We start from the raw sequence: 26,011 nt of genomic DNA, 5'->3' as shown, positions 1-26,011 counted from the left end.
CCGGGACCGCGGCGCGGGGCTGGCGGCCGACGCCATTGCCATACCCCTCCCCCATCCATTTTTGCGCGGCGGCACGGGGGGGGGGGGGGGCGCGCTTATCCTCCCCCCCCGCGTGGGCGCGGCCGCCCCCCCCGGGGTCCTGCTGGACCAGAAGCTGCGCGAAATTGAACTGCGCCAGACGGTTTCCGGCTTCGGCGGCGGCCTGCATCAGCGCGTAGGCACCCTTCTCGTCTTTCTTGACGTAGCGGCCGTCGAGCAGCATCAGCGCATATTGGAACTGTGATTCCGGTATCCCCTGCTCGGCGGCAAGCGCGTACCACTTTGCCGCCTCCGCCGCGTTGACCGGCACGCCAAGACCGCGTGACAATATCTCGGCGACCAGTGTCTGCGCCGCCGGATCGCCGTTCTGAGCGCGGACCAAGGCGAGGTTGTAGGCCGTCTTGTAAAGGCCGCGCTGGAAGGCGCCATAGGCGGAATCCGACGGCTTTGCACCGAAGCGGTCGGGATTGATGGCGTCGGCCGACGGCAGCGGGGCCGTGGTGGCGGGCTGCGGCAGCGGCGTGGCGATCGGCTTGTCGGTGGTTGCGCCGATGTCGGGCTTGGGTTGCGGCAACGGGACGGTTTCCGCCATGGCGGCCTGCACCGTGAGCGCCGCAAGGAACGCACTGAAAAGGATTGTCCGCGCGGGCACGTCAGTCCTCGAAACGCGGCGCGGTCTCGTCGAGCAGCGCGTTGGCGCTGGCGACTGCCATCTTTGGGTCGACGCCGTCGGCAAAGACGGCGCTGGACAGCGCCACGAATTCGGCGCCGGTGGCTGCCACCGCCTCCACCGAGGCGAGGTCGGACCCTGCCATGACGATGCAAGGGATCTGGATCACATCCGCCCACCATTGTCCCAGCGACAGGTTGCGCGGGTGCGGCTCCGGCTTGTTGTCGTAGCCGAAGCGGCCGAAGAAGATGTAGTCGGGTCTGAGTTCGCCGAGTTCCAGCGCATCGTCGCGCGTCTTGGCGCCGCCGGTGCCGACCATCATTTTTGTCTGAAAACGATCGATCGTCTCGGCGAGTTCGGCCTTGCCGACCTCGACATGGATGCCATCGGCCTGGACGCGACCGGCGATGCGGGTGTCGCCGGCAATGACGACAGCAACGCCTGCCGCCTGCGCCGTCGGCACGATCCGTTCGGCGAAGGCCTGGAAGGAAGCCTCGTCCATGCCGTTCTCCGGCAGGATGAGCGAGGCGACATCGCCGCCCTTGAACGCCGTGCCGATGCGCTCAGCCGACACGCCGGGCGGCGCGATCAGCACGATGCGGCAGCGATTTGGAGGCGTTGCGTCGTTCATTGGTTTTCGATCCCGGTTTTCGCCTATGCCGGGCGAAGATGGTTGCATTGCGGCATAGAGCAAAGTGCCGGCCTTGAACAGGCGGGCGGGGCAGGATCATTGGCGCATGATTGTCGTCCGGCGACGTTCTTGCCTCACTTGATTGCCGGAGTGCTCTCGGCTGGGGCCTTCGATCTCCACAGCGTCCAGCCAAGATTCATCCCGGCGGCGGCGATCAGGATGGCGGCGGCGCCGACGATCTGGGCCCGATGCAGCCGGTGGCCGAAGGCGACGACATCGACTAGGATCGCGACCACAGGGTAGATAAAAGACAGCGACCCCTGCAGATGCGTTGGCAGTTTCTGGATGGCGCCGTACATCAGGATGTACATCAGACCGGTATGGACGACGCCAAGCGTCGCCAGCATGCTCCAGCTCCACGCATCGGCGGGAAAATGAGAAAAGTTGGCGAAGGGTGCCAGTATGACGACGCCGACGCAGACCTGGATCAGGGCGATCAGGTGCGGTGGCGTGCCTTTTAGCTTCTTAGTGACGATGGCGGCGACGGCCCAGAAGAAAGCCGCACCCAGCGCCATCGCGATGCCGGTAAAATAATCCGTGCCGACACTACCTGTATTGGGGCCTGCAGCATCAGGCGAGGCCTGCACGATCAGCAGCATGCCGACGAAGGCGATGCCAAGCCAGGCCAGCTTTGTCATGGTCAGCCGTTCTGAGAAGAAGAGCGCGCCGAAGCCGACCAGCATGAAGGGCTGCGTGTTGTAGACAGCCGTGGCGATCGAGATCGAGGCGCGGGAAAACGAGCTGAACAGCAGCAACCAGTTGATGACGATGGCCGCGCCGCCAAGGGCCGCGATCGCCACGATGCGCAACGACAGCTTGCCGCGCAGCAGCCCAATGGCAGCGCAGATGATCAGCAGCGTTATCGCGCCGAAGGCACAGCGCCAGAAGACGACGTCCATGATGGGCTGGCCCGACATGACGACGAACCATCCGATCGTGCCGAGGATCGCCATTGCGGCCGTCATTTCGATCGTGCCGCGCACCGTGCTGTCCATGAGTATTGCCTCTCGAAACGCTGATGGTTGATAATTCCATGCCGCATCAGCGCTTTCTATAATTTGCGCCAGGTGATATGCCAGTCGTGCCTAATTAAATAAGGTGATGACGGCCTTTTCCTTGGGAATGTCAAATGCTGGACGATCTGGACCGACGCCTTCTCGAAATCCTGATCAAGGATTCGCGAACGTCATTGAAGGAACTGGCCCAACAGGTCGGGTTGTCATCGCCAAGCGTTTCGGAGCGGCTTCGACGTCTTGAGGATCGCGGCGTCATCCGGGCCTTCACCGTCGAGATCGATCCGCAAGCGCTCGGCTACACCTTGCAGGCGATCGTTCGCATCCGGCCCTTGCCGGGCAAGCTGCATATTGTGCAGAAGCTGATTGAGGAGACTCCGGAGTTTGGCGAATGCGACAAGGTGACGGGCGACGACTGCTTTGTTGCCCGGCTGTTCGTGCGCTCGATCGGCGATCTCGACAAGCTTCTCGACCGTATCGCCGACAAGGCCGAAACGAGCACAGCCATCATCAAGGCGCAGCCGATCCGCAGGCGCCCACCGCCGCTCGCCGCAACCGCCATCTCAAAACCGTAACAGGCCTCAGCACTCACGACGCATCGCATCGTGTGCACATTTGCAGTCGCGGCGCGAAGGTTTATCGGCTATTCCAGCGTCTACACGCTTTCCCTCCAACTGCTCCCCGCCGATGTCAGGTCTTCTCTTCGATCCCTGGTTCTATGCCGCCGCCATTCCAGCCGTCATCCTGGTTGGCCTGTCCAAGGGCGGCTTTGGCGGCGCGGTCGGCTTCGTCGGCGTGCCGCTGATGGCGCTGGCCATGCCGCCGGTGCAGGCCGCCGCCATCCTGCTCCCTATACTATGCCTGATGGACATCGTCTCGGTGTGGACATGGTGGGGTGTCTACGACCGCAAGATGCTTACGGACATGATGCCGGGGGCGGTGATCGGCATCGGCCTCGGCTGGCTGACCGCGGCGTTGGTGACAGCGGAAATGGTGCGGCTGATCGTCGGCGCGGTGGCCATGATATTCGTGCTTCGCTGGGTCTTTATACAGATGCGGCACGGTGCGGGCCACTCGGCCGAGCCCAACCGCGCGGCTGCCGCCTTCTGGGGGACGGTCGCCGGTTTCACCAGCTTCGTCGCCCATGTCGGCGGCCCGCCCTTTCAGGTCTATGCGCTGCCGATCCGGCTCGATCCGAAAGTGCTGTCGGGCACCGCCGCAATCTTCTTTGCCGCCACCAACGCATTGAAGCTCATCCCCTATTTTGCGCTGGGACAGTTCGACACCACCAACCTGACCGCGTCGGCGGTTCTGGTACCGCTGGCGCCGCTTTCGACCATCGCCGGCGCCTGGCTGGTCCGGCGGATGCGGCCGGAACTGTTCTACCCCTTCACCTACGCAACCGTCGCGGTCGTCGCAGTCAAGCTTCTGTGGGACGGGATTGCCGGCCTTCTCTAAAGCGTCGCGTGTGACCGGCCTCATGCGACGCGCTTTAGGTTCTTGTTTTATGCATGTCGTTATCGCAAAACCGCTGCACACTTTTTGCGCGACATGCATTAGATTGCCGGCCATGGAAGCTGCCGGCAGCCGAGCCGCCGTCAGCGTCACGGCAGATTTCAGGCGGCGCTCGGCACCAACCGGCGCGTTCCGCCGAGGGCGAGAGCAATTCCGGTGGTCAGGACCAGCGCCATACAGCCCAGGATGGTGACATCGTTCAGCGTCGGCTTCAGCACCATGTCGGCTATGATCACCAGCATCACCGAATAGTCGACGCGTGCAGCGTTGAGGATGCGCTGGCCCTGGGCGAGGGCCGCCGGCGTGACGCCGTCCTTGGCGATCATCCCCGCCATGCGGTCGGCGGTCGGCTTGAAGATGAACATGCCGATGCAGAAAGTCGTCGCGTAGCCGGCAAGGCCGATCAGGATCCACAGGTCGGAGAAGCCGACCCAGAACCCGCACATGATGAGGCCGAAGGCGAGCGTCAGCATCGACATCGGCGCGAAGAACCTGTTGCCCAGCTCGCCAGTGGCGCGCATGGCCTGCAGCACGCCTTCGATGTTTCCGGCGCGATCGGCGCGCACCGCAAGCACCATCAGTGTGAAGCCGCCGCCGACCCAGAGGATCGCCGAGAGGACGTGCAGAAATTTGACGATCGAATACCAATCCATGGTTGCCTCCTTGGGTGTTTGACGATCGCGAGCGGCGCATATTTGCTCCATCTCGCTGCGAGGAGCGGGCGTTTAGCGCGGCGCCTGTTTCGGAACGATGTCGCGCGGGAGGCAGCTTTGTTTCGACGTCCTATGAGACACGGCCGTAACGGGATCGTTCAACAATTGCGCCAGCGCGTCGCGCTGTTTTCTGCTATTTTGACGGCGCCGGGGGAAGGGTCGGGCGCCATGCAGCATCGTCCAGAAACATTGCCGATGCTAATGCGCCGATGCCGGGACCCGGCGGCGGGGCGACCGCCTGAACTCAACCCATTCCCATGACGGGAAAAGGCAAATCGGGGGATACTATGCAAAAGGTAGCACGAAATTTCTTCACGCTGGCCGTCGTCTACGCACTGTTCGGGATGGCGCTCGGCCTTCAGATGGCGATCAGCAAAGACCATGGGCAGATGCCGACCCACGCCCATACCATGGTGGCCGGATGGCTGATGTCGGCGGTGTTTGCCTTCTTCTACCATCTGTTTCCGGCAGTCGCGGAAAAGAGGCTTGCCACCGTCCATTTCTGGTTGACGGCAATCAGTGGCATCGGCCTGTTGATCGGCCTTTACATCATGCTTGGCGGTAACCCGGCGATCGAGCCGCTGGTGGCAACGTCCTCGATGGGCTTTTACGCGGGATTGCTGCTGTTCGCCTATATCGCGCTGCCGGTGGTGTGGAAAGCCGAGCGGCTTCTTGAGGCCCAAAAGGCCTGAATATTGTGCTGTTACGGCACAGGCGGGCGACGCTTGTTCAAAAAATATCCGCGCCGTTAAGGCTTCATTAAGCTTTACAGGCGTTTACTATGTGCATCCAGTGATCTGGATTCTTACCGAGTGGTTGGAGCCACTTTGTTTGACGCCTCCCTGTTAAACTCCTGAGAGCCGCCTTATCCGCGGCTCTTTTTTTGTCCGCGATCGGATTGCCGGGCGCCTGCGCCGCCGTTAACCGTTTGTTAAACATATGCTTGCCTTCGCCGGCGGCGAAGCGCATTTTCAAGCCTCGGTCATATAGGGTGCAGGGCGTGACGGCGATGGCGCCGATTCGGCCGGCTGTAAGGCAAGTGCAGGGCGTATCGATGAACGATCCTTCGAAGGGAAGCGCGAAAACCATCAAGCTGGCGGAGCGCCGGGTTTTCTCCCAATCCTTCAAGCCGCTCTACCAGGAAGGGATGGGCCTGGTCGAGCAGGCGGCCGAATATCTGGACGGCAAGGGCCGGGCGGAGGCGAAGAAACTGTCCAGGCTGGCGGCGACGCTCTATGCGGCCGAATCGATGCGACTGACCACGAGGCTGATGCAGGTCGCCTCTTGGCTGCTATTGCAGCGCGCGGCGAATTCCGGCGAGATGACCCGCGATCAGGTTGCTTCCGAAAAATCCAAGGTGCGTCTCGACACCGCTTCCGCCAACAACGATGCCGCAGGCTGGGTCGAACTGCCCAAGGATTTTCTTGACCTCATCGACCGCTCGCTGCGCCTGCAGGCGCTGGTGCGTCGCATGGACGAGGAAATCTACGGCGGCGCCGTGGCCGACGTGTCGCCATCCGGCCGCCGCGTCAATCCGGTTTCCGATCAGATCACGCTGCTGAACACGGCTTTTGCCCGCGGCTGAGAGACTGTTTGGAAACTGTGCTCCCGCGACCATCTGACGGCGTTTTCTGCGCTTACCTACAGCGCCGCGCGTCCTTCTTGGACGCGCAAAGGACGCTGTAGCACTTTGATTTTGTGCATGATCCTTTCCGAAAATCGGTTCCGATTTTCGGGGCCATGCGCGCGCTCACGGACCCAAATGTCCGCTCCGCTCCGGTTCTCGAAACCACCACCATATGACTCGCCGGAGCGACTTTCGAAACAGTCTCTTTGGCTCTTCCTGGACGCAGCGGAGCCTGTTTCTGGTTTGTTCACATTTCGCTGGCATCGCTGTCCGCCAAGGGTAGACTTGGCGGATGGGGGAAACGATTCGCATCATCGGTATCGATCCGGGGCTGAGGCGTACCGGCTGGGGCATCGTCGAGAGCCTCGGCAACTCGCTGCGCTTCGTCGCCTCCGGCACGGTGCGTTCCGACGACAAGGCGGCGCTGGCGACGCGGCTTTGCCAGTTGCATGATGGGCTTGCCGAGATCCTACATACCGCCATGCCGCACGAGGCGGCGGTCGAGCAGACTTTCGTCAACAAGGATGCGGCCGCGACGCTGAAGCTTGGCCAGGCGCGCGGCATCGCCATGCTGGTGCCGGCGCTGGCAGGTCTGGTCGTTGCCGAATATGCGCCCAATGCCGTCAAGAAGGCGGTGATCGGCGTCGGCCATGGCGACAAGAAACAGATCCACATGATGGTCAAGGTGCTGATGCCGAAGGCGACGTTCGACACCGACGATGCCGCCGACGCGCTGGCCATTGCCATCTGCCACGCTCATCACCGGCAGAGTGTTGTCTATAGGATGGCGAGGATGGCGCTGGCATGAGGGACCACACATGATCGGCAAGCTCAAAGGCACGCTGGACGAGATCGACGAGGATTTCTGCATCATCGACGTGCACGGCGTCGGCTATGTCGCCCACTGCTCGGCGCGCACGCTTGCCGCTTTGCCAGCACCCGGCGAGGCGGTGGTGCTGTTCATCGAGACCTATGTGCGCGAGGATATGCTGCGGCTCTACGGTTTCCAGTCGGTGCTGGAGCGCGAGTGGTTCCGGCTGTTGATGAGCAATGTGCAGGGCGTCGGCGCCAAGGTGGCACTGGCCATTCTGTCGACGCTGGCGCCGGCCGATCTCGCCAATGCCATCGCGCTACGTGATATTGCCATGGTCAGCCGCGCGCCCGGCGTCGGCAAAAAGGTGGCCGAGCGCATCGTCACCGAACTGAAGAACAAGGCGCCAGCCTATGCGGGCACTGCCTCCGGCACCATCGGCCTGAAGCAGGAACTCGGCGATGGCGTGGCGCCGGCGTCGATCACCGACGCCGTCTCGGCGCTGGTCAATCTCGGCTATTCGCGCGATACCGCCGCCAATGCGGTGGCGGCGGCGCTGAAGAGCGCCGGCGAGGATGCGGATGCTTCGAAGCTTATTCGATTCGGGCTGAAGGAGCTGGCGCGGTGAGTCTGCGCTTGTCCCGTTCCCTGCCCTGTGCAAGGAAGGCGGCATGAGCCTTTCGCCACGCCTCATTGCTCCCGACAAGCGCGGCGAGGATGCCGAGCAGACCTTGCGGCCGCAGACGCTCGGCGACTTCGTCGGCCAAGCGGCGGTGCGGGCCAATCTCAAAGTGTTCATCGAGGCCGCAAAGGGCCGCAGCGAGGCGCTTGACCACGTGCTGTTCGTCGGGCCGCCCGGCCTCGGCAAGACGACGCTGGCGCAGATCATGGCGCGTGAGCTCGGTGTCAATTTCCGCTCGACCTCCGGTCCGGTCATCGCCAAGGCCGGCGATCTCGCAGCCCTGCTCACCAATCTCGAAGACCGCGACGTGCTGTTCATCGACGAGATCCACCGGCTCAACCCGGCGGTCGAGGAAATTCTCTATCCGGCGATGGAGGATTTCCAGCTCGACCTGATCATCGGCGAAGGGCCGGCGGCGCGCTCGGTCAAGATCGACCTAGCCCGTTTCACCCTGGTCGCCGCAACCACCCGGCTCGGCCTCTTGACCAACCCGCTGCGCGACCGCTTCGGCATCCCGGTCCGTCTCAATTTCTACTCGGTCGAGGAACTGGAGCAGATCGTGCGGCGCGGCGCCCGCATCCTTGCGATGCCGCTCGGCGACGATGGCGCGCTGGAGATCGCACGGCGCGCGCGTGGGACACCGCGCATCGCCGGCCGCCTTTTGCGCCGCGTGCGTGATTTTGCATCAGTCGCCGGCGACGGTCATGTCGATCGCCAGATCGCCGACGAGGCGCTGACGCGGCTCGAGGTCGACGCGCTCGGCCTCGACGCGCTCGACCGCCGCTATCTCTCGATGATCGCGCGGAATTTTGGCGGCGGGCCGGTCGGCATCGAGACCATTGCGGCAGGGCTTTCCGAGCCGCGCGACGCCATCGAGGACATCATAGAGCCCTATCTGATCCAGCAGGGTTTTATTCAGCGCACGCCGCGCGGCCGCGTGCTGACCGCCAATGCCTGGCGGCATCTCGGACTCGACGCGCCGAAGGATCTGGCGCAGCAGCAGATCAGCCTGTTCCAGGAGGAATGACGAAGTCTGCAGGCGCCTCTCAGTCACGAATGCTTCTGTGTCTTCGTCGGATCCAAGGTGATGATTGACAAGGATTATAATCCTCATCATGCTGCTCATTTCTTAACCATAGAAGTTCAGTCAAATTTCGATTTGACTTTTTTCAAATAGTATAGCGTTATTTCAGGCACCGCGTAATATGCGACATTAAGCGCTCACGCATAACTATATGCATTGAAGTCCTGGCTTTCTACGCCGCTGACAGCGGCGAAGAAGTATATTGTCAATTGTTCAATATGGCAGGGGGAAGCTATGATTGCAGCAAGCAGAGTGACCGAGCTTAAGACAGAACCCCGCTACATCGATATCGCCAGACAGGGTGATAGCGATCTCGATGTACTCAAGTTACTTCCTGGAACGTGGAAGAATGACCCGGGCATGAAGGGGCGCGGCTGGAATGCGATCGCTTTGCCATTCGCTTCATCGGGCAGCGGGATCGACTACCGGCTCCTGGTCAATCAATATGATGAGGTGCTCAAATTCACTTTGGTGGACAAGGGCGTCAAGAATCGCGGCATCCAGAGGAACGGAACTTCGATCAACACCGACCAGGTCGTGGTCGCACTGGATTACGAGCAACGGATCGAGCAGTTGCTTGCCGACGATTTTCCGGCGAGCGGCCTGCAGGGAGATCCGAAAACGACGATTCACCACGAGCCGGGCCTTTGGTTGTTCATGACCAATGAGGCAGAGAAAACCAGCAACATTGGACGCCTTGGGACCATTCCGCACGGCGACTCACTGCTTGCATTGGGTGCGGGCGAGGTCACCAACGGGCCACCGACAATTCCGCCAATCAATGGGTTGCCGATAGGCGTCAATCAGAATCTCACCAGTCCCTATCTGGCGCCCTACAATCATTTTCATCTCGCTCCGTTCAAGGGTGTTGTGGCCGATCCCACCTTTCCGGGTTTCGATCCGGTAAAGCCACATCTGCTTCTTGTCGGCGGCGCTCCGGGAACCGTAACCAGAACGACAAAGCTGCAGGTCAGCACGACTGTCGAGACCGCCGGGATCGTCAATATTCCCTTCATCGTAAGGCAGGCCAACGCGGCCGAAATGATTTCGACTTTCTGGATAATGGAATTGGACGAGCTGACGCCCGCGGGAACGCCGCGCCTCATTCTGCAATATCTGCAAATCGTGCTTCTCGATTTCTTCCCGCGTCGCGATGGTCTGCCGGGCCTGATAAGATGGCCCCATGTCAGCATCAACACGATGGAGAAGGTCGCGGATGCCGACGCAATGAAGACAGCGGCGCCAGCCACGCCCTGATGCATGTCGCCCAAAAGTGCGCAGCGGTTTTGGGGGCAACGACATGCATGGAAACAAACATTTGAAGCGCGTCGCATGAATCCTTTCAAACGCGGCGCGCTTTGAGCCTGGTCCATCCCGACAGCGGGATGGGGCTCTATCTCAATGTTTGAGCACCGGATTTTCCCAAAAACCGGTACCCACTTTTGGGTCCGATGCTTTAGCTGCGCAAAATCTCCTAATCCTGGTCAGCTTGCCGGCACATTTGCGGATTTTAACGCGAAGCCTCGCGCTGTGGGACGACGATCCCGCGAACGACGGAGCTGAGCGATGATCACCAGACGTGGCTTCCTGCGCCTCATCGGCGGTTCGTTCTTATCGGCCGTGTCGCTCGGCGCTTATGCGGTTGGCCTGGAGCCGATGTTGCTGACGCATGTAAAGCGCTATTCATTGACGCCGCCAAACTGGCCTGCAGGATTGCGGCTTCGCGTTGTCGCTCTCGCCGATATTCATGCTTGCCGGCCATGGATGACGCCGGAGCGGATTAAGTCGCTTGCCGAACGGGCGAACGCCCTGCAGCCGGATCTGATTGTCCTGCTTGGCGACTATGCATCCGGCACGCGCCTGGTGACGGACTGGGTGGATTCCTCCGAATGGGCGCCGGCCTTGTCCGGTCTGAAGGCGCCGCTCGGCGTGTGGTCGATCCTTGGCAATCACGACTGGTGGGAGGACCTTTCCGCGCAAAAAGCCGGGTTGGGGCCGACGGTGGCGCGCCGGGCGCTCGAGCGCGCCGGCATCCCGGTCCTGGAAAACGATGCCGTCCGCCTGGAAAAGGACGGGCATGGCTTCTGGATCGCCGGACTTGCGGACCAACTTGCGCTGCGGCCGGGCAAAACCTGGGGCCGCAGCGGATTCAAAGGACTGGACGACCTGCGCGGCACGCTGGCAAAAGTAAGCGACAAGGCTCCCGTTATTCTGCTCGCACATGAGCCGGACATATTCCCGAAGGTCCCGTCACGGGTATCGTTGACTCTTTCGGGTCATACCCATGGCGGACAGGTGCGGCTGTTCGGCTATTCTCCGGTCGTGCCATCCCGCTTCGGCAACCGTTTTGCCTATGGCCATGTCGTGGAGGAGAACCGGAACCTGATCGTCTCCGGAGGGCTCGGTTTCAGCATCCTGCCGGTGCGTTTTGGGATGCGCCCAGAGATTCTTTCGATCGAACTGCGTTCAGCCTGAACCGCTTCAATTAAGTGACTTGACCACGTCCATCACATCCGGCTCGGTCTTGTCGCGATCAAAAGCGTCGACGATGCCGAAGGCACCGCCATAGCTCCAGACCGACCACGAGAAGCCACGGGCTTCGGCGCGGGCGATCATGTCCTTGACATAAGCGGCACGGTATTCGGCCGGCATCACATGGGCATTGCGGTATTCCTGGCGGATCATGCCGAATTCGACGAGCGTGATGTTCTCCGGCTTGATGGCGTTGGCCTTTGCCCAGGCTTCGACCCTGGTGAACGGCGCATCCATCGTCTCGAGCAGCTTCTCATCCTTGTCGATGCTGGCGACCTGCTCGTCGAGATAGGCAAGCAGGCCGCTCTGCCGCGTCCATGGCGCCTCGACCTTGATCCTTGCACGGATCGTATCGAGCCCAGCATCGAGCTGGGCGCGCGGGACGGCGCTGAGCGGATAGGGCACGCCGGTCACATAAGGGATGAAATCGCCGGCCCAGGTCGCGCCCTGATGGGTCAGCAGCAGGAACGGCTCGTAGGAATGAAAGGTCCAGATGATGTGAACGCGCCGCCGCGAACAGTCTCAGATGGCGCTCCGGCCACAGGCCGCCGTCGGTGTCGCAGTCGATGACCGGCTCGTTCATCGGCTCGAAAGCAACTTGGCGCGGATCCTCATCGGCCAGCATGCGCGCCATCTTGCGCACCACTTCGACATAGGCATCGAGCACTTTCGGGTCGTCCATCACCTCGCCCAAGCCGATCTTGCGGCTGCTGCCGCTGGGGATCAGATGCATGTCGACGATCACTTTCAGTCCGGCGCGATTGATCATGCGCACCGAGCCCAGCATGCTGGCATAGAGGTCGTCGCGCAGCGCCAGCGTCTCGCCGGACAGGAACGGCGACGGGTCGACCGGCATGCGCAGGAAATCGAAGCCGGCGCTCTTCAGCGCCTTAAGGTCATCGTCGCTGAGGAATTTGCGCCATTCCGGATAGGGCAGGATTGCCCGCCGGTCGCCCCATTTGTCCTCGCCCGGCCAGGTCGTCCATTGGTCGAGGTTGAGGTCGCGCTTCATCGAAAAGTTCGCCGCCTGGCCCGGCAGCGCCAGCGCGGCCAGCACAAGCAGCGCCGCCATCAAGGTCTTGATCATCGCCGTCAACAGTGCCATCGGGTTCATGCGCCAAGCTAATGCGTGTCGCCCAAAAAGTGTGTAGCGGTTTTGGGACAACGACACGCACGGAAACAACCACCTGAAGCGCGTCGCGCTTCAGGTGCCCGGTCAGGCCCGAAAAGGAAAGCGCAATGGACGATCATGGTGAATCGGCGACGCTCTGCGCCGGGCTTTCCGGCGCGCTGACGGAATTCGGCCACCGGCTGATGGCGCGGGTCTATTATGCCGACACCGATTTCTCCGGCGTCGTCTACCACGCACGCTATCTCGAATTCTTTGAGCGCGGCCGTTCCGACTATCTCAGGCTTGCCGGGGTCCATCACACCGAGCTTGCCGAGGGCAAGCATGGCGAAAAAATAATTTGGGTGGTGCGGCGCATGGAGATCGACTTCCGCGGCTCCGCCCGCATGGACGATGTCTTGACCATCGAGACGCGCACCGAGGACATTTCGGGCGCCCGCATCTTCATGGCGCAGCAGCTGAAGCGCGGCGGCGAGGTGCTGGTCGAGGCGCGGGTCGAGGCGGCGATCATCGGCGAGAACGGCCGGCCTAGGCGTTTTCCGAAGGAATGGATCGCTGCCTTCATGCCCAAGGCAAATCAGCAAGTTCAAAATCGGTAAGTTACTGACGCCGATGATCCGCCGACGATGCCGGGCGGCTCGCCCAAGGCGCGGCAATGCGCCGCGCTGTCCGTCCTAACCCATCCTTAACCATAACGGTTCATGAAGAGGGTGGTGAAGATTGGAGAATCCAGCGCCTTCCTTTCACCAAGATTTGCCCCGAAAACGCCGCCAACGGTGCATTTTGGGGTTATTCCGCAAGCATTGCGCGAACGGACCACAAGGGATGCCCATGGGCCAGCTGCCAGCCGTGCTCGGAAAATCTTAAGGACGTAACCATGGAAAATATCGCACTCGCCGAACCGGGCGCGCATTTGTCGATTTGGGCGCTGTTCATACAGGCCGGCTGGGTGGTCAAGCTGGTCATGATCGGGCTGCTCTGCGCCTCGATCTGGACCTGGGCGATCATCGTCGACAAGCTCGTCGCCTATGGCCGCATGCGGCTCGCGCTCAATCGCTTCGAACAGGTGTTCTGGTCGGGGCAGTCGCTGGAAGAGCTCTACCGCACGCTCGCCGACCGCAAGACGTCAGGCATGAGCGCCATCTTCGTCGCCGCCATGCGCGAATGGAAAAAAAGCTTCGAGAAGGGCGCGAAATCGCCGCTTGGCCTGCAGACCCGCATCGACAAGGCGATGGACCTGGCGCTGACCCGCGAAATGGAAAAACTGGAAGGACGGCTTGGCTTTCTCGCCACCACCGGCTCGGCGGCGCCCTTCATCGGCCTGTTCGGCACCGTGATCGGCATCATGACCTCGTTCCAGGCGATCGCCGCATCCAAGAATACCAGCCTGTCGGTGGTCGCACCCGGCATTGCCGAGGCGCTGCTGGCTACGGCAATAGGCCTGCTCGCGGCTATCCCCGCCGTCATCGCCTACAACAAACTGTCGTCGGACGCGAGCAAGATCGCTGTGCGCATGGAAGGGTTCGCGGACGAGTTCTCCGCCATACTCTCGCGCCAAATCGATGAAAAAGTCGCGCAGAAGACCTGAGGAACAATCATGGGAATGTCTGTAGGCGCGGGTGGCGGAGGACGCGGTGGTCGTGGCCACAGGCGGCGCGGCCGCCATCACGCGATGATATCGGAGATCAACGTCACACCGATGGTCGACGTGATGCTGGTGCTGTTGATCATCTTCATGGTCGCGGCGCCACTGCTGACGGTCGGCGTTCCGGTCGACCTGCCGGAAACACAGGCCAAGGCGATCGCGGCCGACACGCAACCGATCGAGGTATCCATCAACTCCGCCGGCCAGATTTACATCCAGAAGACCGAGATCCCGATCGAGGAACTGGTGGCAAAGCTGCAGGCGATCTCGAAGACCGGCTATGACGAGCGCATCTTCTTTCGCGCCGACAAGGCAACCAATTATGGAGCGGCTCTGCAGGTCATGGCCCGTGTCCAAGCCGCTGGCTACAAGAATATGAGTCTCATCTCGCTGCAGGAACAGGACCAGTAGACAAGAACATGCGGACCGGCCTCACCACATCGGTGATCTTGCATGCGACGGCGATCGCCTTCGGGCTGTTCACGCTGTCGGCGCCGGCTGCACTTCCGTCGTCCGAAGTCGAGTCGGTCGCAGTCGAGATCGTGCCGATGGAAGCGATCGCGCAGATACAGAAAGGCGACAAGAAAGCTGCGGTGAGCGAAAAGCCGGCTCCATTGCCGACCCAGCGTCCGGACATCGTGGCCGACGCGCAGACGGTCGGCGAGAACAGCGTCGATACCGACAAGCCGCCGACGCCGGATCCCAAGCCCCAGCCGGTCGATAAGGCTGAGGCGCCGCCGCCCGCGCCGACGCCGAAAGAAAAGCCGAGGCCCGAGGACGTGCCGAAACCGAAGGAGCAGCCCAAGCCTGTCCCGGCGACGGAGGTCGCACCGGTGCCGCAGCCGAAGGAAGAGGTGAAGCCCGAGCCGGTCAAGCAGGCGGAGCCAAAACCGACACCGGCCAAGGAGCCGGCGCCGACGCCGCCGCAGGACAAGACCGCCGCCATCGACCCGAAGCCTGAGGTCAAGCCGGACGCCGTCGCCGAGGCCATCGCCCAGGAGCCGCCAACCGAGACGACGCAGCTTCCGGACTCTGCGCCTGCCCCGCAGGCGCGGCCGAAGCCGCAGCCGGCTCAGGCCGAAAGCGCTAAGGCGCCCGAGCGCAAGGACGCCGACAAGCCGGTCAAGGAAGCCTCATCCAAGCCGAAATCGGAAGACAAGCAGTTCAACGCCGACGAGATTTCGGCGCTGCTCGACAAGCGGAAGCCGTCCGGCGGCGGCGCCAAGCGCTCGACCCAGCAGGCATCGCTCGGTGGGGACAAGGATCAGGGCCAGAAGCTCTCGAGGTCGGAGCAGGGCGCGTTGGAGGCACAGCTCGGCGGTTGCTGGACCCTGCCGGTAGGGCTCGAGAGTTCGGAGAATTTCATCGTCGTAGTCCGGTTCAACCTGGACGCCTCCGGCAAGCTGGATGGTCGGCCATCTGTCGAAAAGTCGAGCGGCAACCGCCCGTTCGACGAAAGTGCCGTGCGCGCGGTTCAGAAATGCGATGTGGCCGGTCTGCAGGTCCCCGCAGGCAAACAAGACATCTGGGCCGACGTTCGTGTCACGTTCGATCCGAGGGAGATGCTGGGCCTATAGGCCTGGCGCCCCGTAGAATATTAAAGAGAAGCGAGAAGACATGAAATCCATCCTCCAGCCGCTCCTGATGATCATAGCGATGGCGCTGGGCATGACTGCCGCCGCCACCTTGCCGGCGCGGGCGCTCGTTGAGCTCAACGTCAACAAAGGCAATGTCGAGCCGCTGCCGATCGCCATCACCGACTTTCAAGGTGGCGATGCGCTGGGTGCGGAGATTTCCGGCATCGTCAGCGCAGACCTGAAACGCTCCGGCCTGTTCGCGCCGATCGACAAGAGCGCCTTCATAGAAAAGATCTCCAATCCGGATGCCACGCCCCGTTTCGAGGACTGGAAAGTGATCAATGCCCAAGCGCTGGTCACCGGCAGCGTCAGCAAGGAGGCCGATGGCCGCGTCCGCGCCCAGTACAGGCTGTGGGATACGTTTGCCGGCCAGCAGATGTCCGGCGAGCAGTTCTTCGCCAACGACGCCAATACGAGGCGTGTCGCCCATATCATCGCCGACGCGATCTATGAACGGCTGACCGGCGAGAAGGGCTATTTCGACACGCGCGTCGTCTTCATCGACGAATCGGGCGCAAAGAACGCGCGCAAGAAGCGCCTCGCCATCATGGACCAGGACGGCGCCAATATCCGCTACCTGTCGGATGGCAGGTCGATCGTGCTGACGCCGCGTTTCTCGCCAAACCGGCAGGAAATCACCTACATGTCCTATGAAAGCGGCCAGCCGAAGGTCTATCTGCTGCAGATCGAGACCGGGCAGCGCGAACTGGTCGGCGACTTTCCCGGCATGACCTTTGCGCCGCGCTTCTCGCCCGACGGCCAGAAGGTGATCATGAGCCTGCTGCGCGACGACGGCAATTCCAACATCTTCGCCATGGATTTGAGGAGCCGCTCGACGACAAGGCTCACCAATTCGACGGCCATCGACACGTCGCCATCCTATTCTCCGGATGGCAGCAAGGTGGTGTTCACCTCCGACCGCGGCGGCCGCGCGCAGATCTATGTGATGGGCGCCGACGGTTCGGGCCAGACCCGCATCTCCTTCGGCGATGGCGTCTATTCGACGCCGGTGTGGTCGCCGCGCGGCGATCTCATCGCCTTCACCAAGCAGACCGCCGGCGAGTTCCAGATCGGCGTCATGCGCGTCGACGGTTCGGGCGAGCGCATCCTCTCAACCGGCTTCCAGCAGGAGGGGCCGACCTGGGCGCCCAACGGCCGGGTGCTGATGTTCTTCCGCGATTCAGCCGGCGGGCCGAAACTCGTTTCGGTCGATCTCACCGGCCGCAACGAACAGTCGATCCCGACGGCGAATTTCGCATCGGACCCGGCCTGGTCGCCGCTGCTCGAGTGAGAGGAATTGGAGAAATGAAGAATTGAAGAGATGAAGAATTGAAGAGATGGAGAAAACGGGAAGCTATATTAAGCGAGCGAGGGATCTAGAGGTCTATAAGCGCGCTTATGCGGTTTCTCTGGACGTGCACGGAGCCACGCTTGCTTTCCCGAAAATGGAGCAGTACGCACTGGCCGATCAATTGCGTCGTTCCAGCAAGGGAATCTGCGCCAATTTGGCTGAGGGATTTGCCAAACAGACCCACTCCAAGCTCGAATTCGCACGTTTCATTTCGATGGCTATGGGGTCGTGCAGCGAAGTGGAGACGTGGATTTCGTACGCGTTCGACCTTGGATACATCACACAAGCGCTCCGCGACGAATGGCTGCAATCCTATGCTTACATCTATGGAATGCTGGTGAATCTGAGAGAGAAGCTGAAGTGACCTCTCTCTTCAGTTCCTCGATTCCTCAACTCTTCAATTCGCTCTTTCCACGGCTTGGTCGCGTTTTAGCCGCATTTCCGCCTAGGGTCCGCGCACATTGTTGCCCCTCTGGTGGCGTCTGGCAAAACGGCTGCGGACGGCAGCCGAAACCAAATTTTAACCGTGTTTCTTGAACGCCGGTTAACCCAAACGTGGTTACTGGACGATCAACGAAATCACTCGAATTGCGAAGGAGAGGCGGCATGGGCCGTATCGCAGCACTTACCAGAAACCCGGCGATGATCGCGCTGGTGGCGTTGCTCGCCATCGCCGGTTGCGCCTCGAAGAAGAACCTGAATAGCGCCGCCGATCTTGGTCTCAGTGGCGCCGGGGCGGCAACGCCCGGATCGGCCCAGGACTTCACCGTCAACATCGGCGACCGCATCTTCTTCGACACGGATTCGTCCTCGATCCGCGCCGACGCGCAGACGACGCTTTCGCGCCAGGCGCAGTGGCTGAACCAGTATAGGCAGTATGGCATCGTCATCGAAGGCCATGCCGACGAGCGCGGCACGCGCGAATACAATCTGGCGCTCGGCGCCCGCCGGGCCGCCGCCACCCGCGACTTCCTCGTCGCCAGGGGTGTTTCCGCCCAGCGCCTGAAGACCATTTCCTACGGCAAGGAGCGTCCGGTCGCGGTTTGCGACGACATCTCCTGCTGGTCGCAGAACCGCCGCGCCGTCACCACGATCAGCGGCGCCGGTTCTTGATCGGCAATTTCTTGATCGGCAGAAATGCAACACATATGTGCGAAAGGCGGCCGCGGCCGCCTTTTTCATGTCCGGCGCGCCCGGATATGGGACTTGAAACAAAATTTGGCCGAAGTCCTGCGTCCTGGTAAAAGCCGAGCGCCTGACGGTCCACTCCGATCGGAAGGCATGCAACAGGCAAACAATTTCACGGCGAGAGGCACATGCATTTCAGATCGGTCTTGAGCGGCACGCTTGCGCTGCTGCTCGTATCAAGCGTCGCTGCACTTGGTGGCGGTACCGGGGCAATCGGCAATGAGCAAGCTGCAGAAAAAAGCGGTTTTTCCTTCCGCCTGCCGACGCTCGGCATTTTCGGTGAAAAGCCGGGCATTTTCGGTGAAAAAAAGAAACCGGATCAGGTTCAATTCGCGCAGGATGGCACCAGCACTACGGCGCTGGAGGAACAGCTCCGCCAGATGAACGGCAAGATCGAGGAGCTCAACTTCCAGGTGCTGCAGATGCAGGAGCAGATCCGCAAGCAGCAGGAAGACAACGAGTTCCGCTTCCAGCAGTTGGAAGGCGGCTCGCAAGGCGCGCAGCAACCAGCCGAGCAGAAAAAGTCGGACGCCAACACCGACAGCAGCGTCGCCGAGGCTCAGGCGACGCACGCGCCGGCCGATGCGGGCACACCGCCAGCCGGCGACCAGAGCGGGGAGGTCATCGTCGAATCGCCGACAGGCGAACCCGGCACGGTGATCCCGGGCACGCCGCCGAAGACGTTCGGCACAATCACCGTCGACAAGAACGGCAATGTGATCGACGCCGACGGCAACACGCAGGCACATGCACCGGCGCAGAACACCGCCCCCGTCCCCGGTGGCCAAGCCGACCAGGCCGCTGGCACGCAGGCCGGCAAGTCCGACGATACGGTGGTTGCGGCGCTGCCCGCCACCGACGACCCGGAGGAGCTTTACCGCAACTCCTACCAATTCATCCTGTCGGGCGACTACAGCACTGCCGAACAGGGTTTTCGCGACCACATCGCCCGCTTCCCCAAGGACGCCAAGACGGCGGACGCGCATTACTGGCTGGGTGAGTCGCTGCTCGGCCAGCAGAAATACCGCGACGCGGCCGAGACTTTCCTCGCCGCCAGCAAGGACTATCCGAAGGCCAAGAAGGCTCCCGACATGCTGCTGAAGCTCGGCGTGTCGCTGGTCGGCTTGAACCAGCGCGACGTGGCCTGCGCCACTTTCGGCGAGATCGGCAAGCGCTATCCCAACGTTTCCGGCACGCTCAAGGAACGCGTCAAGCAGGAAAGGGCGCTCGCGGCGTGCTAGTTTTTTTCTTGCATGTCGTTGCCCCCTCGCCGGGGCCACTTTTGGGCGACATGCATTGATGCTCGAAACCGAGCCTGACCTTTCGGTTTTTTCGCAGATCGATTTTACGAACGGCGCTGTTGCGGCCGTGTCCGGTGGCAGCGACTCGACCGCCCTTCTCCTTCTCCTCAAAGATCACCTCGACCGTACCGCGCCCGCAACGAAATTGCTGGCCGTGACGATCGATCACGGTCTGCGGCCGGGCGCGACCGCTGAGGCGCAAGCCGTGGCCAGGCTTTGTGCCGGGCGCGGCATTGCCCACCGCATCCTGGTCTGGTCCGGACGCAAGCCGTCGACCGGCCTGCCGGCTGCCGCGCGAGAGGCCCGCTACCGGCTGCTGGCCGAGGCAGCGCAGGCGGAAGGTATCGGCTTGATCCTGACCGGCCACACTGCCGACGACCAGGCCGAGACCGTGCTGATGCGGCACGCGCGCCGCTATGGGGCACGCGAAGAGGGGCGAGGCCTTGCCGGCATGGCACCGGCCACCCTCTATGATTGGCAGATCTGGATCGCACGGCCGCTTCTCGGCACACGGCGTGCGGCGCTGCGCGAAGTCCTGCGGCGCGCGAATGTCGGCTGGGCCGAAGACCCGACCAATGAAGACGAGGCTTTCGAGCGGCCGCGAATCCGCGCAGCGCTTGCCGACAGCAATGGTGCGCAGCGCGTGGAAGATGCGGTGGCGCTGGCCGCGCGGGCTGCGGTGGAGCGCGAACAGCTTGGCCATCGCGCCGCCGCGCTGATCCGTGGCTTTGCCAGCAGCCCCGCCGACGGCCTTATCCGTCTCGATCCGGGTTTTGCGACGGCCGGCGACGAACCGGCGGCCGTCTATGCGCTGCGCATCCTGCTGGCGACTGTCGGCGGCGTTGCCTTTCTGCCCGACCAGGCTCGCAGCGAGGCGCTGCTCGACCGGCTGAGGGCCACGCCGTTTTGCGCCACATTGTCGCGGACGGTGGTCGATGCACGGCGTGCCGGCATCTTCCTGCGTCGCGAAACCCGCAACCTGCCGCCCGCTGCTCCTGCCGTGGACAATGCCCTCTGGGACGGCCGCCGGAGGATCACATTGGGCGACGAGCCCGGTGCATTTTTGATCGCGCCGCTCGGCGCGGCTCGTGCCGCAAAACAGGCAATTGCCGAAGACGGCACGCCGCCAAGCCTTGTCCGCGCGGCTCTGGCGGCCGAGCCGGTGCTGTGGCGCGCAGGCGATTATCTTGGCGAATGCCCTGGTTCGGCGCAGGACAGCCCGGTCTTGCCACGAACAGCGGTATGCCCGGTTGTCGCGCCCTTTGCCCGCTTCCTGCCGTCCTTCGACCTGGCGCCGGCCGGAACTGTCGCCGCGCTGATCGGCGCGCCACCTCTTCCAGCGCCGCCTTTCAGCGGCCACACTGCCGGTTGATCATGGGCGAAAGCTTAACCGCGACATGCTGTTCTGCTTGGCAATGGAGGGCTCCATCCCTATGTTAGACCCAAGTTTCCTCTCACGACGCGTGTCCGCCAGCGGACGCCAACGGGACAATTGATGAATCCGAATTATCGCAATCTCGCGCTCTGGGCGATCATAGCGGTCCTGCTCATCGCTCTCTTTAATCTGTTCCAGACGCCGCAGACGCGCGGAGCAGCGAGTGATGTCCCCTATTCGCAGTTCCTGCAGGATGTCGCGGCCGGCCGGGTCAAGACGGTGACCATCGCGGGTGCCCGCATCTCGGGCACCTATACCGACACCTCTACCGGCTTCCAGACCTATTCGCCGGGTGATCCGTCGCTGGTTTCGAGACTCCAGGACAAGAACGTGACCATCAACGCGCGCCCCGAATCCGACGGTTCCAATTCGCTGTTCGGCTATCTCATCTCCTGGCTGCCGATGATCCTCATCCTTGGTGTCTGGATATTCTTCATGCGCCAGATGCAATCCGGCTCCGGCCGCGCCATGGGTTTCGGCAAGTCGAAGGCCAAGCTTTTGACCGAAGCGCATGGCCGCGTCACCTTCCAGGACGTCGCTGGCGTCGACGAAGCCAAGCAAGATCTTGAAGAGATCGTCGAGTTTTTGCGTGATCCGCAGAAGTTCCAGCGGCTTGGCGGCAAGATCCCGCGCGGTGTGCTGCTCGTCGGCCCTCCCGGAACCGGCAAGACGCTGCTCGCCCGTTCGGTCGCCGGTGAGGCCAACGTGCCGTTCTTCACGATTTCCGGCTCGGACTTCGTCGAGATGTTCGTCGGCGTTGGCGCCAGCCGCGTCCGCGACATGTTCGACCAGGCCAAGAAGAACGCGCCCTGCATCATCTTCATCGACGAAATCGATGCGGTCGGCCGCCATCGCGGCGCCGGCCTCGGCGGCGGCAATGACGAGCGGGAGCAGACGCTGAACCAGTTGCTGGTCGAGATGGACGGCTTCGAATCCAACGAAAGCATCATCCTGATCGCCGCCACCAACCGGCCGGACGTGCTCGATCCGGCGCTGCTCAGGCCCGGCCGTTTCGACCGCCAGGTGGTGGTGCCGAACCCCGACATCGTCGGCCGCGAGAAGATCCTGAAGGTGCATGTGCGCAACGTGCCGCTGGCGCCCAATGTCGACCTCAAGGTGATCGCACGCGGAACGCCGGGCTTTTCCGGTGCCGACCTGATGAACCTCGTCAACGAATCCGCCCTGATGGCGGCGCGGCGCAACAAGCGCCTTGTCACCATGGCCGAGTTCGAGGACGCCAAGGACAAGATCATGATGGGCGCCGAGCGCCGCTCGTCGGCCATGACCCAGGCCGAGAAGGAACTCACCGCCTATCACGAGGCCGGCCACGCCATCCTGGCGCTGAACGTGCCGTCGGCCGATCCGCTGCACAAGGCGACCATCATCCCGCGTGGCCGGGCGCTTGGCATGGTCATGCAGCTGCCGGAAGGCGACCGCTATTCGATGAGCTACAAATACATGATCTCGCGCCTCGCCATCATGATGGGTGGCCGCGTCGCCGAGGAGTTCAAGTTCGGCAAGGAGAACATCACCTCGGGTGCCTCCTCGGACATCGAGCAGGCAACCAAGCTGGCGCGCGCCATGGTCACGCGCTGGGGCTTCTCCGACAAGCTCGGCCATGTCGCCTATGGCGACAACCAGGAGGAAGTCTTCCTCGGCCATTCGGTGGCGCGCACGCAGAACGTCTCGGAAGAGACGGCGCAGATCATCGACGCCGAAGTGCGCCGTCTGATCGACGAGGCCTATTCGACGGCGAAATCCATCCTCACCAAGAAGAAGAAGGAATGGATCGCGCTGGCGCAGGGGCTTTTGGAATACGAGACGCTGTCCGGCGAGGAGATCAAGCAGCTGATCGCCGGCCACAAGCCCGCTCGCGATCTCGGCGACGACACGCCACCGAGCCGCGGCTCGGCCGTGCCGAAGTCCGGCAGCCGCCGCAAGAAGGGCCCGGAGCCCGAAGGCGGCATGGAGCCTCAGCCGTCAAGCTAGGGTCCGGCTCAGGAGATTGATTTCGAAAAACGCCGCGGCTCGAACCGCGGCGTTTTTTGTTCAGGAGGTTGCCGACAGCCGATCACGGCGCGAAAGCCTTTCACCCCACATCGCATCCGCTCCCATAACTGGATTCGGCAAATGTTGAGTTACAAGGGGGCGCTGTCCTGCCGACCTCTCAAGACCTGGGTTCCTCGCCCGCGCGAAACGAGGCAGAGGATCCCAAACTGGAATTTTGCCGCGATCCTTCCGCTGTTCTGCCGGACATCTCCCCCCTTGAGGATACCCTTGAGGGGAGATTGGGATAGTGTCCTGAAGGTTCTGCAAAAAGCTTTGGAGAGAGAACAGCCCTTGCTCTGAGGCGAGGGGCGGCCATGGCACGCTGGTGACGCTTCCCCAACCCGCAGAGCTGTTTGCGGCTGGTTCGGGCATTGGCGGTGGAGATCCACGAGAACTGGCTCGAGGCGACCCGCTACCTCAACATGGATCATCTGCGCGAGCACAAGAAGGAGAACCTGAGGGCACTGGCCGCCTGAGACGCGGCCGCCATGTCCGCCGCTCCGCTAAACACGGGGGCTGCGCGGCGGACACGCCAACGTCACCGCTGAATGCCACGCCATTTTTGCAGAACTTGACGCACACAACTGGTGAGCCATCAACGAGTACCCGTTCAGGCGGGGGACGTGTGGAGTATCCGGCTGGCATGGTCAAACATTCCAAGCCGGAATAGGAATCTATGGTGAGGATCAATAAATCCGGACTAGCTCAGCCTCGACTGGCCGCCGCCGCCAGAGCTGTGCCGAACGGCTACCGCGCCTGTTCTTTTTGCCTCTGGAAGCAAGTTCAGTGGCAGGTCACAGGACTTGTTCACACCCTTAGGAACTCGCGCGTGCCCGCCAGAGCGGGAGTTCGCGCGCTCGGGACAAGAGATGCAACTGCGCTGTTTTATCATCACTCAGAATTGGCGAGTACCTACAGAACGCGTGGCGATCCTACCAACGTAGGTAGGCGCACGGGCCGAGGTGGCCATTTAAAACCGGGGAGCCACCACCAGAGTTCCCTGAGACGCTGGCTTGTGAGACCGAGATCGCAGCGATTGAATTCAAGAGTATGGGCGCGGTGCTCTAGGGACGTCTTCTGCTTGAGGAAAGAACATGCAAGATAGTAGCTCCAACTCGCTATTTGCCTTCGAAAAACTCGAATCGAACGTGCGATCATATTCACGATCCTTTCCTGTTGTGTTCAGGAAAGCTGCTGGAGCCATTCTCGAGGACGAGAATGGTTTCGAGTTTATCGATTTCCTCTCCGGTTCGGGCGTCCTCAACTACGGTCACAACGATCCAGATGTGCTAAACGATGCGATGCGATACTTGAAGTCGAATGGAATCATCCATGGGTTAGACATGGCCACATCAGCCAAACGAGAGTTTATGGAGTGCTTTGACACGACAATTTTACAGCCACGTGGTCTGATATATAAGTTTCAGTTTCCCGGTCCCACCGGCGCTAATGCCGTGGAAGCCGCTTTGAAACTTGCACGCAAGGCCACTGGACGACACAGTATAATTTCATTTACCAACAGCTTTCATGGAGTGAGCTTGGGCGCGCTTGCGGTAACGGGTAATCGATACTACCGAGACGCGGCAGGCCTTCCTCTAGGCGGAACAGTGTTCATGCCATATGACGGGTATTGGGGAGCCGATAACGATACTTCGGAATATCTCGGCAAGGTGCTTGCTGATGCAGGCAGTGGTGTTGATCTGCCGGCAGCCATCATTCTGGAAACCGTCCAAGGCGACGGGGGCATCAACACTGCAAGCAAGAGCTGGCTGCAGTCGCTCGAGCGGCTTTGCAGGCAGAACGGAATCCTCCTGATTGTTGATGACATTCAGGCAGGTTGCGGACGAACGGGCAATTTCTTCAGTTTCGAGTTCGCGGATCTATCGCCAGATATTATTGTTCTGTCGAAGTCCCTTAGTGGCTGCGGACTGCCGCTGTCCCTTTTGCTGCTCAAACCCGAATTAGACGTTTGGCGTCCGGGTGAACATAATGGGACTTTCAGGGGCAACAACCTTGCGCTGGTAACGGGGACTGCTGCGTTGCGAAAATATTGGACGAATGAAAAGCTGTCTAAAGCGGTTACGAAAACAGGACGTGTCCTGTGCGATCGCCTTCGGCAGGTCGCTCAAGGTGTCCGAGATCATAGCTTTTCCGTGCGCGGGAGGGGCATGATTCTGGGGCTCGATTGCACTACAGGTAAACTGGCTGAGAAAATCGTTCGCAAGGCCTTTGGGGATGGGCTCGTAGTAGAGCGATGCGGCGCAGAAGACCAAGTTATCAAGCTTCTTCCTCCTTTGACAATTGACAGTCAGACGCTTCAACGTGGTCTGGACATTCTGGACAAGTCTGTGCTCGCAAGCGCCTAAAGTAGATCGGGGGCTACGATGCGGGCCACGCGCGAGAACCGCAACGCGATGGCGAGGTACGGCGAGAGCCGTCTTGTTGGACAGGTGATCCGTGGCCTGCGATGCGACGGACAGCGGAGGATCTGGACAAAACTGGAGCGCTTTAGCGAGGTGGCCACCGATACCTTCACACCGAACTCGTACGGCGCATGCGCCTCGCCCTTGCCGATGCACTCCACCTCATGGGCGTGCGGGCTGTAGATCTTGCGGCCGCGCTGGCGCTCACATTGCTCGAGAAGAGCGCGTCCAGCTGCGCATAGCGGTCTGGCGACAGATACCAAGGAACCGCAAAAAACCGAATTGGAAGGAAAATAGCGCCCAAATACCGCAAATGCTCCAATTCCAAAGCCGCCGTCCACATTAATCGGGATGCCAGATCAACGGCTTGCGGATAGTCCACGGCCGACTTTTGAACTTGGCTGTGTGCTCTGAGTGGACATCTTACGGCCTGATCCCGATCTGATTGAGGAGGGCTGCCTCGTTAGCGAGGCAGC

The 26,011-nt window shown here is 61.7% G+C and carries 24 protein-coding genes and 3 pseudogenes; 21 read left to right on the top strand and 6 right to left on the bottom strand.

The annotated features are described in order from the left end of the window. From AC0L3N_RS27530 to AC0L3N_RS27520, 3 genes are all read right to left on the bottom strand, one after another. Nucleotides 1-631: tetratricopeptide repeat protein (locus AC0L3N_RS27530; protein ID WP_473550656.1), on the bottom strand; the 631-nt coding region annotated here is incomplete at its 3' end. Nucleotides 632-692: 61 nt separating this feature from the next. Beyond that, complete coding sequence (locus AC0L3N_RS27525) at nucleotides 693-1,340, bottom strand: thiamine phosphate synthase (protein ID WP_473550655.1); 648 nt, start codon at nucleotides 1,338-1,340, stop codon at nucleotides 693-695. Between the two features lie 134 nt (nucleotides 1,341-1,474). Beyond that, nucleotides 1,475-2,395 carry a DMT family transporter gene (locus AC0L3N_RS27520; RefSeq protein WP_473550653.1) on the bottom strand — a complete coding sequence of 307 codons (921 nt, stop codon included), beginning with the start codon at nucleotides 2,393-2,395 and terminating at the stop codon, nucleotides 1,475-1,477. A 134-nt stretch (nucleotides 2,396-2,529) separates the two neighbouring features. On the opposite strand from AC0L3N_RS27520, the gene AC0L3N_RS27515 reads away from it, so the two are divergent. Continuing rightward, nucleotides 2,530-2,988, top strand: coding sequence for an Lrp/AsnC family transcriptional regulator (locus tag AC0L3N_RS27515; RefSeq protein WP_473550652.1), 459 nt, complete (start codon nucleotides 2,530-2,532; stop codon nucleotides 2,986-2,988). 112 nt (nucleotides 2,989-3,100) lie between these two features. Then, on the top strand, nucleotides 3,101-3,871 hold the full coding sequence (locus AC0L3N_RS27510; protein ID WP_473550651.1) for a sulfite exporter TauE/SafE family protein: 771 nt from the start codon (nucleotides 3,101-3,103) through the stop codon (nucleotides 3,869-3,871). A 158-nt stretch (nucleotides 3,872-4,029) separates the two neighbouring features. Here the strand turns inward: AC0L3N_RS27510 and AC0L3N_RS27505 are convergent, their stop codons facing one another. Then, nucleotides 4,030-4,581 (bottom strand): DUF2269 family protein, encoded by a 552-nt coding sequence (locus AC0L3N_RS27505; protein WP_473550649.1) that lies wholly within the window; start codon nucleotides 4,579-4,581, stop codon nucleotides 4,030-4,032. Between the two features lie 347 nt (nucleotides 4,582-4,928). Here AC0L3N_RS27505 and AC0L3N_RS27500 point away from each other — a divergent pair, with 347 nt between their 5' ends. The 7 genes from AC0L3N_RS27500 to AC0L3N_RS27470 all read left to right on the top strand — a co-directional run bounded on the left by AC0L3N_RS27500 (nucleotide 4,929) and on the right by AC0L3N_RS27470 (nucleotide 11,320). Beyond that, entirely contained in the window at nucleotides 4,929-5,333 is a 405-nt protein-coding gene (locus AC0L3N_RS27500; protein ID WP_473550648.1) for a hypothetical protein, read from the top strand. A gap of 362 nt (nucleotides 5,334-5,695) precedes the next feature. After that, nucleotides 5,696-6,226, top strand: a complete 531-nt coding sequence (gene rcdA, locus AC0L3N_RS27495; protein WP_473550646.1) for a protease adaptor protein RcdA — start codon at nucleotides 5,696-5,698, stop codon at nucleotides 6,224-6,226. Nucleotides 6,227-6,560: 334 nt separating this feature from the next. Then, on the top strand, nucleotides 6,561-7,076 hold the full coding sequence (gene ruvC, locus AC0L3N_RS27490) for a crossover junction endodeoxyribonuclease RuvC (RefSeq protein ID WP_473550645.1): 516 nt from the start codon (nucleotides 6,561-6,563) through the stop codon (nucleotides 7,074-7,076). 10 nt (nucleotides 7,077-7,086) lie between these two features. Further along, complete coding sequence (gene ruvA, locus AC0L3N_RS27485; protein ID WP_473550644.1) at nucleotides 7,087-7,707, top strand: Holliday junction branch migration protein RuvA; 621 nt, start codon at nucleotides 7,087-7,089, stop codon at nucleotides 7,705-7,707. 43 nt (nucleotides 7,708-7,750) lie between these two features. Continuing rightward, on the top strand, nucleotides 7,751-8,788 hold the full coding sequence (gene ruvB / locus AC0L3N_RS27480; protein ID WP_027152903.1) for a Holliday junction branch migration DNA helicase RuvB: 1,038 nt from the start codon (nucleotides 7,751-7,753) through the stop codon (nucleotides 8,786-8,788). Nucleotides 8,789-9,079: 291 nt separating this feature from the next. Further along, nucleotides 9,080-10,102 carry a heme-binding protein gene (locus tag AC0L3N_RS27475; protein WP_473550643.1) on the top strand — a complete coding sequence of 341 codons (1,023 nt, stop codon included), beginning with the start codon at nucleotides 9,080-9,082 and terminating at the stop codon, nucleotides 10,100-10,102. 309 nt (nucleotides 10,103-10,411) lie between these two features. Next, nucleotides 10,412-11,320: a metallophosphoesterase gene (locus tag AC0L3N_RS27470; RefSeq protein WP_473550641.1), complete on the top strand. Its 909-nt coding sequence runs from the start codon at nucleotides 10,412-10,414 to the stop codon at nucleotides 11,318-11,320. A 6-nt stretch (nucleotides 11,321-11,326) separates the two neighbouring features. On the opposite strand, the pseudogene AC0L3N_RS27465 reads toward AC0L3N_RS27470, so the two are convergent. After that, nucleotides 11,327-12,482 (bottom strand): annotated as a pseudogene (locus AC0L3N_RS27465) (glycoside hydrolase family 5 protein). Nucleotides 12,483-12,616: 134 nt separating this feature from the next. Between AC0L3N_RS27465 and ybgC the strand changes: the two are divergent. From ybgC to ectB, 12 genes and pseudogenes are all read left to right on the top strand, one after another. Further along, on the top strand, nucleotides 12,617-13,105 hold the full coding sequence (ybgC, locus tag AC0L3N_RS27460; protein ID WP_473550640.1) for a tol-pal system-associated acyl-CoA thioesterase: 489 nt from the start codon (nucleotides 12,617-12,619) through the stop codon (nucleotides 13,103-13,105). 278 nt (nucleotides 13,106-13,383) lie between these two features. Next, nucleotides 13,384-14,094 carry a protein TolQ gene (gene tolQ, locus AC0L3N_RS27455; protein WP_123150128.1) on the top strand — a complete coding sequence of 237 codons (711 nt, stop codon included), beginning with the start codon at nucleotides 13,384-13,386 and terminating at the stop codon, nucleotides 14,092-14,094. A 9-nt stretch (nucleotides 14,095-14,103) separates the two neighbouring features. Then, nucleotides 14,104-14,562, top strand: a complete 459-nt coding sequence (locus tag AC0L3N_RS27450) for an ExbD/TolR family protein (RefSeq protein WP_077375321.1) — start codon at nucleotides 14,104-14,106, stop codon at nucleotides 14,560-14,562. Between the two features lie 8 nt (nucleotides 14,563-14,570). Then, nucleotides 14,571-15,728 carry an energy transducer TonB family protein gene (locus AC0L3N_RS27445; RefSeq protein ID WP_473550638.1) on the top strand — a complete coding sequence of 386 codons (1,158 nt, stop codon included), beginning with the start codon at nucleotides 14,571-14,573 and terminating at the stop codon, nucleotides 15,726-15,728. A gap of 67 nt (nucleotides 15,729-15,795) precedes the next feature. Then, the gene (gene tolB / locus AC0L3N_RS27440; protein ID WP_244602968.1) at nucleotides 15,796-17,079 is read left to right on the top strand and encodes a Tol-Pal system beta propeller repeat protein TolB; all 1,284 of its coding nucleotides are present in this window, start codon (nucleotides 15,796-15,798) and stop codon (nucleotides 17,077-17,079) included. A 46-nt stretch (nucleotides 17,080-17,125) separates the two neighbouring features. Next, nucleotides 17,126-17,503: a four helix bundle protein gene (locus AC0L3N_RS27435; protein WP_123150131.1), complete on the top strand. Its 378-nt coding sequence runs from the start codon at nucleotides 17,126-17,128 to the stop codon at nucleotides 17,501-17,503. A gap of 242 nt (nucleotides 17,504-17,745) precedes the next feature. Continuing rightward, complete coding sequence (gene pal, locus AC0L3N_RS27430; RefSeq protein WP_123150132.1) at nucleotides 17,746-18,252, top strand: peptidoglycan-associated lipoprotein Pal; 507 nt, start codon at nucleotides 17,746-17,748, stop codon at nucleotides 18,250-18,252. A 203-nt stretch (nucleotides 18,253-18,455) separates the two neighbouring features. Then, nucleotides 18,456-19,568 (top strand): tol-pal system protein YbgF, encoded by a 1,113-nt coding sequence (gene ybgF / locus AC0L3N_RS27425; protein WP_473550636.1) that lies wholly within the window; start codon nucleotides 18,456-18,458, stop codon nucleotides 19,566-19,568. Between the two features lie 58 nt (nucleotides 19,569-19,626). After that, nucleotides 19,627-21,000: a tRNA lysidine(34) synthetase TilS gene (tilS, locus tag AC0L3N_RS27420; RefSeq protein ID WP_473550697.1), complete on the top strand. Its 1,374-nt coding sequence runs from the start codon at nucleotides 19,627-19,629 to the stop codon at nucleotides 20,998-21,000. Between the two features lie 123 nt (nucleotides 21,001-21,123). Continuing rightward, nucleotides 21,124-23,052 carry an ATP-dependent zinc metalloprotease FtsH gene (gene ftsH, locus AC0L3N_RS27415; RefSeq protein ID WP_065011263.1) on the top strand — a complete coding sequence of 643 codons (1,929 nt, stop codon included), beginning with the start codon at nucleotides 21,124-21,126 and terminating at the stop codon, nucleotides 23,050-23,052. A 392-nt stretch (nucleotides 23,053-23,444) separates the two neighbouring features. Then, a pseudogene (locus AC0L3N_RS27410) lies at nucleotides 23,445-23,588 on the top strand (IS256 family transposase); the annotation flags it as partial. 618 nt (nucleotides 23,589-24,206) lie between these two features. Further along, entirely contained in the window at nucleotides 24,207-25,478 is a 1,272-nt protein-coding gene (ectB, locus tag AC0L3N_RS27405) for a diaminobutyrate--2-oxoglutarate transaminase (RefSeq protein ID WP_473550634.1), read from the top strand. A gap of 134 nt (nucleotides 25,479-25,612) precedes the next feature. Here ectB and AC0L3N_RS27400 read toward each other — a convergent pair. Continuing rightward, a pseudogene (locus AC0L3N_RS27400) lies at nucleotides 25,613-25,747 on the bottom strand (IS5/IS1182 family transposase); the annotation flags it as partial. Nucleotides 25,748-26,011 lie beyond the last annotated feature (264 nt).

It is taken from the genome of Mesorhizobium sp. WSM4807 (genome assembly GCF_055811615.1).
This window is presented reverse-complemented; position numbering and strand designations above follow the sequence as displayed.